Source organism: Streptomyces sp. MMS24-W38, assembly GCF_059889265.1.
Window position 1 is genome coordinate 6,315,957 of sequence record NZ_JCBCPP010000001.1, and the last position, 12,853, is coordinate 6,328,809.

A 12,853-nucleotide genomic window follows, 5' to 3' on the forward strand; every position below is an offset into this window, starting at 1 on the left:
GAGGTGAGCCGAACCATGTGCAAAGTCGTCGATCTCCAACAGGCAGTCCTCGCCAAGAACACGACCGTCGCCCGGCTGCTGCGCTCCGAACTGGCCGCCCGCGGCACCACGGTCGTCAACCTGCTCTCCAGCCCCGGCAGCGGCAAGACCGCCCTGCTGGAACACGAACTGCTGCTGGCCCGGGAACGTCACGTCACCGTCGCCGCGCTCACCGCGGACCTGGCGACCGAGAACGACGCCGAACGTCTCGCCCGCTCCGGCGCCCCCGTCAAACAGGTCCTCACCGACGGGCTGTGCCACCTGGAGGCGGACATGCTCGCCGGGCACCTCCACGGCTGGCTCCCCGAGCACACCCGGCTGCTGTTCGTGGAGAACGTGGGCAACCTGGTCTGCCCGGCTTCGTACGACCTCGGTGAATCGCTGCGGGTCGTGCTCGCCTCCGTGACCGAAGGGGAGGACAAGCCGCTCAAGTACCCGACGGCCTTCGGCCTCGCCCAACTCGTGATCGTCACCAAGACCGACCTGGCCGCACCCGCCGAATTCGACGAGGCGGCCTTCCGCGCCAACGTCCAGCAGGTCAACCCGGGCGTGGAGGTGGTCCTCACCTCCGTGCGCACCGGAGCGGGCACGGGCACACTGCTCGACCGGGCGCTCGCGGCGGCGCAGGGCACCGTGCCCCACGCCCCGGTGATGGCCCGGGTACAGGCGTGACCGCTCCCCAGCCCGTGGCCGACCGCACGCCGGCCCCGCGGCGCAGCCGGGTCGTCGTGCGGGGCGTGGTGCAGGGCGTCGGCTTCCGGCCGTACCTGTACACCCTGGCCACCGAACTCAGGCTCTCCGGTCATGTGACCAACACCGCGGACGGCGTCGTCGTCGAGGTCGAGGGCGACCCGTCGTCCGTGGACCGGTTCTGCGCGCGCATCGCCCCCGACGCCCCACCCCTGGCGCTCGTCGAATCGGTCGACGCCACCGAAGTGCCCACCACCGGCGCCGACGGATTCGCCATCGTCCCCTCACGCGCCGGCGGCCCCGCCCGCACGCTCGTCTCGCCGGACACCGCGACCTGCGACGACTGCCTCGCCGAACTCGCCGACCCGGCGGACCGGCGCCACCGGCACCCGTTCATCACCTGTACGCACTGCGGGCCGCGGTTCACCATCGTCACCGGCCTCCCGTACGACCGCGACCACACGACCATGGCTGGCTTCCCCATGTGCGCCGACTGCGCCCGGGAATACGCCGACCCGGCCGACCGCCGCTTCCACGCGCAGCCCGTGGCCTGCCCCGCCTGCGGGCCGCGGCTACGGTTGACCGTGGCCCCGGGGAAGGTCGGCGGCCCCGAACCCGCCGACCCGATCCGCGCCGCGCGTGACCTGCTCGCCGACGGAGCGATCCTCGCGGTGAAGGGCCTGGGCGGCTATCACCTGGCCTGCGACGCGACCAACCCCCGGGCCGTGGCCGAACTGCGCCGCCGCAAGGACCGCGGGGACAAGCCGTTCGCCCTGATGGCCGGGGACGTCGCCGACATCGCACACCTGGTCCACGCCGGACCGGCGGAGCGCGACCTGCTCACCGCCAAGGAGCGGCCCATCGTCCTGATGAGGCGTCGCCGCACCGGCGCCCCGGACCCCGGCCGTCCGTGGCCCGTTCCAGAGGTCGCCCCCGGCAGCCCCGACCTCGGCGTCATGCTCCCGTACACCCCCGTGCACCACCTGCTGCTCGAAGCCGACGGCGACCACGATTCCACGCGAGCGCGGCTGCTGGTCATGACCAGCGGCAACCTCGCCGGCGAACCCATCGTCACCGACGACGCGGAGGCGCTGGAACGGCTGTCCGGCCTGGCGGACGCCTGGCTGCTGCACGACCGGCCGATCCACGTACCGTGCGACGACTCGGTGATGCGGGTCTGCGACGGTGAGCCGCTGACCCTGCGCCGCTCCCGCGGCCACGCCCCGCTGCCGCTCACCCTGCCCGTCCCCGTGATCCCGGCGCTCGCCGTCGGCGGCGACCTCAAGAACGCCTTCTGTCTCGGTGAGGGCCGCAGGGCCTGGCTGTCGGCGCACATCGGGGACATGGACGACCTCGCCACCCAACAGGCCTTCGCACGCGCCGAGTGGCAACTGGAGGCGATCACCGGGGTACGGCCCGAACGTCTCGTCGCCGACCGCCACCCCGCCTACCGCTCGGGCCGCTGGGCCGAACGGCACGCCGCCGGGCGGCCCGTCCTGCGCGTCCAGCACCACCACGCCCACGTCGCGTCCGCCATGGCCGAGCACGGCCTCGACGGCAGCAGCCCCGTCCTCGGGGTCGCCTTCGACGGCACCGGCTACGGGGACGACCGGGCCGTGTGGGGCGGTGAGTTCCTGGCCGCGGACTACACCGGCTTCTCCCGCTTCGCGCATCTCGCCTACGTGCCGCTGCCCGGCGGGGACGCCGCCGTCCGGCGCCCGTACCGGATGGCCCTGGCCCATCTGCGCGCCGCGGGCATCCAGTGGGGCGGGGACCTGCCGTGCGAGGCCGCCTGTCCGCCGAACGAACTGCACCTTCTCGAACAGCAGTTGACGCGCGGGCTGAACTGCCTGCCCACATCGAGCATGGGCCGCCTCTTCGACGCCGTGTCCTCCCTCGCCGGAGTGTGCCACCACGCGGGCTACGAGGCGCAGGCCGCCGTCGAACTCGAGGCCGCCGCAGTGACGGCCGACGCCTGCGCGGACGACGCCCGCTACACCTTCCGGCTCACCGGCGGGGACGGCACCCCCCTCGCCGCCGATCCCGCGCCCCTGCTGGTCGCGGTCGTCGACGACGTGCGGGGCGGCGTCCGGCCGTCCCTCGTCGCGGCACGCTTCCACCACGCCGTCGCCGGGCTCGTGCACGAGGTGTGCAGCCGGGCACGCGACGAACTCGGCCTGGAGACGGTGGCCCTGACCGGCGGGGTGTTCGCCAACGTGCTGCTCTCGTCGGAGTGCGCGGCACGGCTGCGCGGCGACGGCTTCACCGTGCTGCGCCACCGGCGCATCCCGCCGAACGACGGAGGACTCGCCGTGGGCCAGCTCATGGTGGCCGCCCGTACCGGAGCCGCCGCCACCGAGTGACGGAGCCGGGCCCGAACACGCGACAGTGAGGAGAGAACGCATGTGTCTTGCGGTACCCGGCAGAGTGCTGGACGTCGAGGACCGGGACGGAACCCGTATGGCCACGGTCGACTTCGGAGGAGTCGTCAAGGACGTGTGCCTGGAGTACCTGCCGGACCTGAAGGTCGGGGAGTACGCCATCGTCCACGTCGGGTTCGCGCTCCAGCGGCTCGACGAGGAATCGGCCCGCAGAACCCTGGAGCTGTTCGAGAACCTCGGCATGCTCCAGGAGGAGTTCGGCGACCCCTGGGAGCAGGCGGCAGCCCAGGGCGCCGCGCAGCAGCCCTCAGACCGCACCACCGCCCGGGAGGTACAGCAGTGAAGTACATCGAGGAGTTCCAGGACCCCGACCTCGCCGAACGGCTGCTGAACGACATCCGGGCCACCGTCACCCGCCCGTGGGCGCTGATGGAGGTCTGCGGCGGCCAGACCCACACCATCATCCGGCACGGCATCGACCAGCTCCTCCCCGAGGAGGTCGAGCTGATCCACGGCCCTGGGTGTCCCGTCTGCGTCACCCCGCTCGAGGTGATCGACAAGGCACTGGAGATCGCCTCCCGCCCCGACGTCGTCTTCTGCTCCTTCGGCGACATGCTCCGCGTGCCCGGCACCGGACGCGACCTGTTCCAGGTGCGCGGCACCGGCGGAGACGTCAGGGTCGTCTACTCCCCGCTCGACGCGCTGCGCATCGCCCAGCAGAACCCGGACCGGCAGGTCGTCTTCTTCGGCATCGGCTTCGAGACGACCGCTCCGCCCAACGCGATGACGGTGTACCAGGCGCGCAAGCTCGGCATCCGCAACTTCAGTCTGCTGGTCTCGCACGTACGGGTGCCGCCGGCGATCGAGGCGATCATGCAGTCGCCGGACTGCCGTGTGCAGGCGTTCCTCGCCGCCGGGCACGTGTGCAGCGTCATGGGGATGGACGAGTACCCGGAACTCGCCGAGCGCTTCGGCGTGCCCATCGTCGTCACCGGGTTCGAACCGCTCGACATCCTGGAAGGCGTCCGCCGTACCGTCCGCCAGCTGGAACGCGGGGAGCACACCGTCGACAACGCCTACCCGCGCGCCGTGCGCCCGGAGGGCAATCCGGCGGCCCGGGCCATGCTCGACGACGTCTTCGAGGTCACCGACCGCGCCTGGCGCGGCATCGGCGTCATCCCGGACAGCGGCTGGCGGCTGTCCCCGCGCTACCGCGACTACGACGCCGAGCACCGCTTCGCCGTCGACGGCATCACCACCCGCGAACCGGCCGCCTGCCGCAGCGGCGAAGTGCTGCAAGGGCTGATCAAGCCGCACGAGTGCGAGGCCTTCGGGACCACCTGCACCCCGCGCTCACCGCTCGGCGCCACCATGGTCTCCAGCGAGGGTGCCTGCGCCGCGTACTACCTCTACCGACGGCTCGAGCTGAAAACCCTGGCGATGCCGGCCGCGTCCCTGGAGGGCAGCCCCGTTGTCTGACACCACCGGCACCGTCCCCGGCGCCGTCCGGCAGGCCGAGGAAACCCGCCCGGACATGCTCAACTGGACCTGCCCCGTACCGCTGCGCGACCAACCACGGATCGTCATGGGCCACGGCGGCGGCGGAGCCCTGTCCGCCGAGCTCGTCGAGCAGCTCTTCACACCCGCCTTCGGCGGCCCGGTACCGGCGGCGCTGACCGATTCCGCCGCCCTGGAACTGGGCGGGGCCAAGCTGGCCTTCTCCACCGACTCCTTCGTGGTGCGCCCACTGTTCTTCCCCGGCGGGAGCATCGGGGACCTCGCGGTCAACGGCACCGTCAACGACCTCGCCATGAGCGGGGCCCGCCCCGCCTATCTGTCCTGCGGCTTCATCCTCGAAGAGGGCACCGGTACGGACGTCGTCGGACGGGTCGCCGCGGCGATGGGCGCCGCCGCCCGGGCCGCGGGGGTGGAAGTCGTCACCGGCGACACCAAGGTCGTCGAGGCAGGCCACGGCGACGGCGTCTACATCAACACCTCCGGCATCGGACTGATCCCCTCAGGCGTGGACCTGCGGCCGGAGCGGGTGGTTCCGGGTGACGTCGTCCTCGTCAGCGGAGCGATCGGCGTCCACGGGGTGGCGATCATGAGCGTGCGGGAGGGGCTGGAGTTCGGGGTGGAGATCCTGAGCGACTGCGCACCGCTCGGAGGCCTCGTCGAGGCGATGCTCGCCGTCACACCCGACCTGCACGCCCTGCGGGATCCCACCCGCGGCGGACTGGCCGCCTCGCTGAACGAGATCGCCGCCGCCTCCGGCACCGGCATCGTGGTGCGGGAACGTGCCGTGCCGGTCCCCGACGCGGTGACCAACGCGTGCGCGGTCCTGGGGCTGGACCCGATGTACGTGGCCAACGAGGGGAAGCTCGTGGCGTTCGTGCCACCCGCCCACGCGGACGCGGTCCTGGCCGCCATGCGCGCACATCCGCTGGGCGCCGAGGCCGCGATGATCGGCGAGGTGACCGACGCGCACCCCGGTATGGTCGTCGCCCGCACCGCGCTGGGCGGCACCAGAGTGGTGGACCTGCCCCTCGGCGAGCAACTGCCGCGGATCTGCTGAGGACCGCCGGCCACGGTCCCGGAACCACGGGTCCGCGGGGCGGTCGGGTCCTGTCGTGCCCGGCTCGCATCCCGGCCGTGCGAGCCGGGCACGACGTTTCCTTCCTCAGTCCCGGCCGCGTGCGTGCTTGAACCGTGCCAGGCCGTCCGCGAGGTCGATCAGCGGCCCGGGGTAGTCCAGGCGTGCGCGTTCACGCTCGGGCAGCCGCCACGGTTCGTGGATGTCCCCGCCCGCCACGTCCCGCAGTTCCGGAACCCATCGGCGTACGTACGCTCCCCGCGGGTCGAAGCGCCTGCCCTGCGCGACCGGGTTGAGCACGCGGTGGGGGCGGGTGTCGGTGCCGGTTCCGGCGACCCACTGCCAGTTGAGCTGGTTGTTGACGATGTCGCCGTCCACGAGCAGGTCGAGGAAGTGCCGGGCACCGATCCGCCAGTCCACATACAGGGTCTTGGCCAGAAAACTGGCTGCCAGCAGGCGTGCCCGGTTGTGCATCCAGCCCTCGTGGCGCAGTTGGCGCATCGCCGCGTCGACGACCGGATAACCGGTACGGCCCTCCCGCCACGCGGCGATGTCCTCGGACGCCTCCTCCTCGGTGCGCCACCGGTCGTGCCGGGTGCGGTAGTCCCGGGCGGACGCCGCCGGCCGTGCCGCCAGTACCTGGTGGTGGAAGTCGCGCCAGCACAACTGGCGCACGAACGCGTCCGCCCCGGGCCCGCCGTGCGCGCGGGCCCGCTGGACGAGTTCCACCGGGGAGAGGGCTCCGAAGTGCAGGTACGGCGACAACCGGGAGGTCGCGTCGCCCGCCAGGTCGTCGTGGCGGTCCTCGTACCCGGACAGGTCCTCGCGGGCCCACCGGGAGAACCGCTCACGCCCCCGCGTCTCCCCGCCGGACGGCAGGTCCGGGGAGACGCCGGACAGCCCGTCGCGGGACGGCAGCGGCTCGCCGCGCACCGCCTCCGGGACGCGCACGGTGCGCGGCGTCGGACAGGTGTCCCGCAGCCGCTCTTGCGACCAGCGCCGGAAGTAGGGCGTGAACACGGCGTAGTGGTCGGAGCCGGCCGGAGTCACGGCCCCCGCGCCCACAGCGGTGATCACGCCGTCGTGCACGCGCAGTGCCACGCCGTGGTCGCCGAGTTCCCCGCGCAGCCGCTCCTCCCGGCGCTGGGCGTATCCGGTGACCCCGGCGGCCATGTGCACCTCCGTGGCCCGGCACTCCGCGGCGAGCGCGCGGACCTCCCGCACGACCGGCCCCGTGCGCACCACCAGCCGGCCGCCGCGCCGACGCAGTGAGGCGTCGAGGTCGGCCAGGCAGTCGGCGAGGAAGGCGTTGCGGTTGGGTGTGTCGAAGCCGGCCGCATGAACTCCGGGATCGCGTACGAACAGCGGCACCACCTCGTCCGCCGCCGCGAGGGCGGCGCGCAGCGGGGGATGGTCGTGCAGACGCAGGTCCGAGGTGAACAGGACGACCGCGACGGTCATGACGTCACTCCTGGTGTCGTGAAGCGGTGCTGTGAGTGCTGCTTCCGGACGCTCCGCCCGGCGGGGGAGCGCCGGACGCGGTCGGCGAGGATCCGGCCCCGCGCGCGCTCATGCCCTTGACCGCGGCCTGGGTGATGTTACGGGCCATGCCGCCGAAGACGACGGCGTGGAAGGGGGCGACGGACCACCAGTAGGCGTGGCCCGGCAGACCGCGTGGGTGGAACAGCGCGCGCTGCCGGTAGCGTGTGCGGCCCCCCGCGTCCGTCTCGGCGTACATCTCCAGCCACGCCAGACCCGGCAGTCGCATCTCCGCCCGTAGCCGCAGCAGCCGCCCGGGCTCGATCTCCTCCACCCGCCAGAAGTCCAGCGAGTCCCCGGCCCGCAGGTGCTCGGCGTCGCGTCGTCCGCGCCGCAGCCCGACCCCGCCGACGAACCGGTCCAGCCAGCCCCTGACCGCCCAGGCGAGCGGGAAGGAGTACCAGCCGTTGTCGCCGCCGATGCCCTCGATCACCTTCCACAGCGCCTCGCGTGACGCGTCGACCGGCAGCTGCCGTTCGTCCTGGTAGAGGCTGCCGCCGGCCCAGTCCGGGTCGGTGGGCAGCGGATCGCTCGGGGCCCCCGGTACGGACGCCGACGACCAGCGGGTGGCCACCTGTGCTTCCCGTACCCGCCGCAGGGCCAGCGCCAGCGCCTCGCCGAACGGCAGCGGCCGGCCCGGGGCGTCGGGCACGTACCGGGCGATGTCGTGCTCCTGGCAGACCACCTCGTGCCGCAGCGACTCCGTCAGCGGCCGGGCGATGGCGGCGGGCACCGGGGTGACCAGGCCGATCCACAGACTGGACAGCCTCGGGGTGAGGACCGGCACCGGCACGATGAGCCGCCGCCGCAGCCCGCCGACGACGGCGTAACGGCGCATCATCTCCTGGTACGTGAGGACGTCCGGCCCGCCGATGTCGAACGCCCGGTCGACGTCGTCCGGCATGGTGGCCGAGCCGACGAGGTAGCGCAGTACGTCCCGTACCCCGATGGGCTGGGTCCGGGTGTGCACCCAACGGGGGGTCACCATGACCGGCAGCCGCTCGGTCAGATAGCGCAGCATCTCGAAGGAGGCCGACCCCGAGCCGATGACGACCGCCGCCCGCAGCACGGTGGCGGGCACCGGGGCGTCGAGGAAGATGCGCCCGACCTCGGCCCGCGAGCGCAGATGAGGGGAGAGCGAGCCTTCGGGCACGTCCGGTGGGGTGAGCCCGCCCAGGTAGACGATCCGCCGCACGCCGGCGGCGTGCGCCTGCTCGGCGAAGACACGGGCCGCACGGCGGTCGGTCTCCTCGAAGCCGGAACCGCCTGCGAGGGCGTGCACCAGGTAGTACGCGACGTCGATCCCGTGCATGGCCGCGGCGACCGAGTCCGCGTCCGTGACGTCGCCCCGCACCGTCTCGACGTCCCCCGCCCAGGGATGGTCACGGAGTTTGTCCGGGGAACGGGCCAGGCAGCGGACGCGATGGCCGGCCTCCAGCAGTTCGGGTACCAGACGACCGCCGATGTACCCGGACGCCCCGGTGACCAGACAGTGCAACCGTTCTGTTTCCTGCCGTCCCTGCCGTCCGTCCGTGCCCGCCATCGTTCCTCCCTGTGCTCGCCCCGATTGTCCCCCTATCGCCGATCATGGCCGCAACAGCGCGCCCGCGCCCGTCGCGGCGAGTCGGCCGACGGCCGTGACGCGGGAGGCGACCTTCTGCCCGCACGGTCAGCCCCCGGGCGCCGGCATCCGCTCACCGGAGCCGGGACGCTGCGGGGGCACCCCGTGTTCGGCGAGCGGGCCGACCGACAGGCCCGCGTCGCGGCAGCCGTCCACGATGCCGGGCAGGGCGCCGAGCGCGGCCCGCCAGCAGGCCGGGGCCGACGTCCTGTCCGTGTCGTGCAGGAGGACGGTGCCGCCGCCGCGCAGACCGGCCGCGACGGTCGAGCGCACCGACGCCGGGGTGGCCTCGGCCGTCCAGTCCCTGCCCCAGGCGGTCCACAGCACCGGACGCAGGCCCGCCGTGCGAGCGGCCGCCCAGCGCCCGGAGGTGAGGATGCCGTAGGGCGGGCGGTACCAACGGGGGCGCCGGCCCGTCAGGTCCCGGACCGCGCCGGCCGCCCGCAGCAGGGCACGCACGTCGTCCGCCGGGGCCGGCCGCCAGGGATGCTCGTGGCTCCAGCCGTGCACGGCCAGTTCGTGCCCGCGGCGGACGGTCTCACGCACCACGGAGGGGTGCCGTACGACGCTGTCGCCCAGGACGAAGAAGGTCGCCCGGACCCCGATCGCCTCCAGCGCGTCGAGGAAGCACGGGGTGGAATCGGGATCGGGCCCGTCGTCGAAGGTCAGCGCGACGTGGGCGGGATGTCCGATGCCGGCGAGGCCCGGGAAGCAGCGGCGCACCACGGGCAGCCAGGTGGCCGCCGGGGCGATGTGCGCCGCGGCGACGGCGGCGAGCGGAGTCAGTACGGCCGCCGCGCGCCGGGCGGGGGAGCGACCGGGGGAGGTGGGCATGGGCAAGGCCTCCTTGCCGTGTGTTCGGGGTGGTCGGGATCCCTACGGCACCGGCCGGACCGAGTCGGTACCCGGGCGCTGCGACGCCGCGTCCCAGCCGCCGGAGACCGACGGGGCGCGGGCCAGCCCGGCGGCGCCCACCCCCATGAGCACCACGCCGACCACCGCGGGAGCCGCCCGCACGCCGAGCATGATCTGCTCCCCGAACAGCGCCCACCCCAGCACCACGCTCGTCAGCGCGTCACCGAGGGTCAGGGCGGGCTGGGACGCCGCCAGCGTCCCGGCCCGGAACGCGCTCTGGAGCAGCAGGAAGGCGACGGCTCCGGCGACGGCGGTGGCGTACGGAGGCCACGACGCCAGCAGGGCGCCCAGCCCGTCCGGGAACCTGCCGGTCATCTCCTTGAGCAGTGCCGCGGTCAGGGCGAACGAGATCGCGGACGCCAGCCCCAGCAGCGCCGCGCGCGGTGCGCCCCGCACCGCGCGGGCCGTCACCACCAGCGCCGCCACGGCACCCAGCGCCGCCCCCGCGGCCATCGTCCACAGCCCCGCGGAGGCCGTGGACCGGCCGACGATCGGATCGGCCGAGGTCAGGAACATCGCCAGCCCGAGGGCCAGGGCGGCGAACGCCAGCCAGATACCGCGGTCCGGACGGCGGTGGAAGACCACGCTGCCGACGACCAGGGTGAACAGCAACTCGGTGGCCATGAGCGGCTGGACCAGCGCGAGACTGCCCATGCCCAGAGCCGCCGCCTGCAGAACGGTGGACAGAGCGAGCAGCCCGGCACCCGCCACCCAATGGGGCCGCAGCAGCACACGCCCGAGCCAGCGGGCGGCGTGGCGCAGCCCCGCGCCGCCCTCCGGCTCCTCCGCCGCGGCCCGCCGCTGCAGCACCGAGGACGAGGCGTTGGACAGTGCCGCCAGCAGGGCCAGGACGACGACCAGCACGCCGTACCACCACTCAGCCGAACACGGTGGCGAGCCGCCGGTACAGGGCCGGCGCCGCGCCGCGCACCCGGACGGGCAGACGCAGCCAGCCGGGGACGTAGACCTCGTCCCGCCCCCGGGAGACCGCGCTCCACACGGCGTCGGCGACCCGCTCGGGCGGCACCGGCCCGGGCCACGACCTCCGGTAGGGGACGCCGCGCCGTTCGAAGAACGGCGTGTCCACCACTCCCGGCACCACCAGGCTGACCGCGACGCCGCTGCCGCGCAGCTCGTACCGCAGGGCGTCGGCGAAGACGGCCAGCGCCGCCTTGGCCGCCGAGTACACGGCCTCTCCCGGCACGCCCACCATCCCCGCGACGGACCCGATGAGCACCACACGCCCGGAGCCCGCCTCCACCATGTGCGGCACCAGCTGCCGGACCAGGCGCAACGTGGCCAGGAGGTCGACCTCGACGACCTCCTCGAGGGCGGACGGGGGCATGGCGCCGAAGTCCCCGGCCCAGCCGATACCGGCGCCGGCCACCAGGAGATCCACTCGACCGGCGTGCTCGAGGGCGAACCGGGTCAGCTGCCGCTCGGCGCCGGGCCGGGTCAGATCCGCCGGGAAGACCGAGGCCGGGGCCCGTTCCGCGACCCGGTGGAGGCGTGCCGCGTCCCGCCCGTTGAGGACGAGACGCCACCCTTTCGCGGAGAGCGTTCGGGCCACGGCGGCGCCGATGCCCGAGGAGGCGCCGGTCACCAGCGCCGCGCCCGGACGCCCGGCTCCGCCGGCCGGGGACCCCAGCACCGCGTCGGCCGGGGCGGCGGACGTCCGGGGGAACAACACGTCGGCTGTGCCGTCACGAGAAGCGTGAGACATGGGCTGCACCTTGGCTGCGAGGGAGAACGCCCGAGAAGCCGCTGTTCGCGGCCGCTCCCGGCGTTAGGCGGGGGCACCCGAGAAGTATCCCGGGCCCGGCCGCCGAAACGCGGGGGAGCATGTTTCACCGGCGTAGCGGAAGGAGACCCGCCACCCCGTGCACTCACCGTCCTCGGCACCCCGCCGGTACGCGTCGGCGGACGGCAGGCAGCGACTGCTGATCGTCAGCGCGAGCATGGGGGCCGGCCACGACACGGTGGCCGGCGAACTCGCCCGCCGTGCCCGGGAACAAGGCCACGACGCGCAGGTCGTGGACCTCCTGCGGTTGCTTCCGCACGGCCTGGGCACCGCGGTGCGCCTCTTCTACCAGTCGTCGGTACGGCACTTTCCCTGGGCGTACGCGGGCCTCTACCACGCGCTGTTCCGCCCCGGTCCGCGCCGCCGCCCCAGTGGCGTCCCCCTCGCCCGGCTGGCGGGCGGCCGTCTGACGGATCTGGCGGAGCGGACGGGCGCCGACGTGGTGGTCCCGGTCTTCCATCTGGCCGCTCAGCTGACCGGCCACCTGAGGGCCCGTGGGCGCCTGCGGCCCCCGAGCGCCGTCCTCGCGATCGATTTCGCCGTCCACCGGCAGTGGCTCCATCCCGGCAACGACCTGTACCTCTGCCTCACCGACGAGGCCGCGAGGGACGTGGGCCGGAGCACCACGGTGCCCGTCGAGACGACCGGACCGGTCGTGGCACCCGGCTTCTTCGCGCCGGCCGCCGGGGCCGCGGCATGGCGACTGCGCTTCGAGCGGTACGCCCCCGGGCGCCCGCCCGTCGTGCTGTCCGCCGGAGCCTGGGGCGCGGCTTCGGCGCTGGACGGGACGGCCCGGCTGCTCACCGCTGCCGGTTTCCTCCCCATCGTGCTGTGCGGCCGGAACGAACGCCTGCGAGCCCGCCTGGCCGGGGTTCCGGGCGTGCTCGTACCGGACTGGGTCACCGACATGCCCGGCCTGCTGCGTGCGGCCCGCGTCCTGGTCGACAACGCCGCCGGCCAGACCGCCGTGCAGGCTCTCGCCTCCGGGTTGCCCGTGGTGGGCTACCGCCCGCTGCCCGGGCACGGGAAGGAGGGCGTGCGACGGATGGCGGCGCTCGGCGTCTCGGAGCTCGCTCCGGACGCCACCGCCCTGCTGCGCGCCCTGCGGCGGTTGTCGGTGGACGGCGCGTACCGGGACCGCCGGATCGCCCGCGGGCGGGAGCTCTTCCGGGGGGACGTGCTGGCACGGGTGGCCGCACTCACCGAGATGTCTCCCGCGTGATCCGCCGGAACAGCCGGGAAGAGGCGCCGACTCCCCGGACGACGACGCCTTG

General features: G+C 74.0%; 11 protein-coding genes. 6 read left to right on the forward strand and 5 right to left on the reverse strand.

Annotated elements, in window-relative coordinates; all coding sequences use genetic code 11:
• Positions 1 to 15 precede the first annotated feature (15 nt).
• The 5 genes from hypB to hypE are packed head-to-tail and all read left to right on the forward strand — an operon-like array spanning position 16 to position 5,685.
• Positions 16 to 711, forward strand: a complete 696-nt coding sequence (hypB, locus tag AC6F7H_RS27750) for a hydrogenase nickel incorporation protein HypB (RefSeq protein ID WP_500759848.1) — start codon at positions 16 to 18, stop codon at positions 709 to 711.
• Positions 708 to 3,092, forward strand: coding sequence for a carbamoyltransferase HypF (gene hypF / locus AC6F7H_RS27755; protein WP_500759850.1), 2,385 nt, complete (start codon positions 708 to 710; stop codon positions 3,090 to 3,092). The genes hypB and hypF overlap by 4 nt, the downstream gene beginning before the upstream one ends.
• A gap of 40 nt (positions 3,093 to 3,132) precedes the next feature.
• On the forward strand, positions 3,133 to 3,453 hold the full coding sequence (locus AC6F7H_RS27760) for a HypC/HybG/HupF family hydrogenase formation chaperone (protein ID WP_500759852.1): 321 nt from the start codon (positions 3,133 to 3,135) through the stop codon (positions 3,451 to 3,453).
• On the forward strand, positions 3,450 to 4,589 hold the full coding sequence (gene hypD, locus AC6F7H_RS27765; protein ID WP_500759853.1) for a hydrogenase formation protein HypD: 1,140 nt from the start codon (positions 3,450 to 3,452) through the stop codon (positions 4,587 to 4,589). Before AC6F7H_RS27760 ends, hypD begins: the two co-directional genes overlap by 4 nt.
• Entirely contained in the window at positions 4,582 to 5,685 is a 1,104-nt protein-coding gene (hypE, locus tag AC6F7H_RS27770; protein ID WP_500759855.1) for a hydrogenase expression/formation protein HypE, read from the forward strand. Before hypD ends, hypE begins: the two co-directional genes overlap by 8 nt.
• Positions 5,686 to 5,790: 105 nt before the next feature.
• Here the strand turns inward: hypE and AC6F7H_RS27775 are convergent, their stop codons facing one another.
• The 5 genes from AC6F7H_RS27775 to AC6F7H_RS27795 form a co-directional block, all read right to left on the reverse strand.
• Positions 5,791 to 7,164, reverse strand: a complete 1,374-nt coding sequence (locus tag AC6F7H_RS27775) for a cryptochrome/photolyase family protein (RefSeq protein ID WP_500759857.1) — start codon at positions 7,162 to 7,164, stop codon at positions 5,791 to 5,793.
• Between the two features lie 4 nt (positions 7,165 to 7,168).
• Entirely contained in the window at positions 7,169 to 8,785 is a 1,617-nt protein-coding gene (locus AC6F7H_RS27780; protein ID WP_500759859.1) for an SDR family oxidoreductase, read from the reverse strand.
• A 126-nt stretch (positions 8,786 to 8,911) separates the two neighbouring features.
• Complete coding sequence (locus AC6F7H_RS27785; protein ID WP_500759860.1) at positions 8,912 to 9,697, reverse strand: polysaccharide deacetylase family protein; 786 nt, start codon at positions 9,695 to 9,697, stop codon at positions 8,912 to 8,914.
• 42 nt (positions 9,698 to 9,739) lie between these two features.
• Positions 9,740 to 10,642 carry a DMT family transporter gene (locus tag AC6F7H_RS27790; protein ID WP_500759862.1) on the reverse strand — a complete coding sequence of 301 codons (903 nt, stop codon included), beginning with the start codon at positions 10,640 to 10,642 and terminating at the stop codon, positions 9,740 to 9,742.
• A gap of 13 nt (positions 10,643 to 10,655) precedes the next feature.
• Positions 10,656 to 11,501: an SDR family NAD(P)-dependent oxidoreductase gene (locus AC6F7H_RS27795; RefSeq protein ID WP_500759864.1), complete on the reverse strand. Its 846-nt coding sequence runs from the start codon at positions 11,499 to 11,501 to the stop codon at positions 10,656 to 10,658.
• A 235-nt stretch (positions 11,502 to 11,736) separates the two neighbouring features.
• Here AC6F7H_RS27795 and AC6F7H_RS27800 point away from each other — a divergent pair, with 235 nt between their 5' ends.
• Positions 11,737 to 12,801 (forward strand): MGDG synthase family glycosyltransferase, encoded by a 1,065-nt coding sequence (locus AC6F7H_RS27800; protein ID WP_500762095.1) that lies wholly within the window; start codon positions 11,737 to 11,739, stop codon positions 12,799 to 12,801.
• The last annotated feature ends 52 nt before the right edge of the window (positions 12,802 to 12,853 follow it).

Bases quoted from the DNA above. Each gene is read 5' to 3' on its own strand.
- hypB (WP_500759848.1), top strand. From the start codon at position 16: ATGTGCAAAGTCGTCGATCTCCAACAGGCAGTCCTCGCCAAGAACACG.
- AC6F7H_RS27760 (WP_500759852.1), top strand. From the start codon at position 3,133: ATGTGTCTTGCGGTACCCGGCAGAGTGCTGGACGTCGAGGACCGGGAC.
- AC6F7H_RS27775 (WP_500759857.1), bottom strand. From the start codon at position 7,164: ATGACCGTCGCGGTCGTCCTGTTCACCTCGGACCTGCGTCTGCACGAC.
- AC6F7H_RS27780 (WP_500759859.1), bottom strand. From the start codon at position 8,785: ATGGCGGGCACGGACGGACGGCAGGGACGGCAGGAAACAGAACGGTTG.
- AC6F7H_RS27785 (WP_500759860.1), bottom strand. From the start codon at position 9,697: ATGCCCACCTCCCCCGGTCGCTCCCCCGCCCGGCGCGCGGCGGCCGTA.
- AC6F7H_RS27795 (WP_500759864.1), bottom strand. From the start codon at position 11,501: ATGTCTCACGCTTCTCGTGACGGCACAGCCGACGTGTTGTTCCCCCGG.
- AC6F7H_RS27800 (WP_500762095.1), top strand. From the start codon at position 11,737: ATGGGGGCCGGCCACGACACGGTGGCCGGCGAACTCGCCCGCCGTGCC.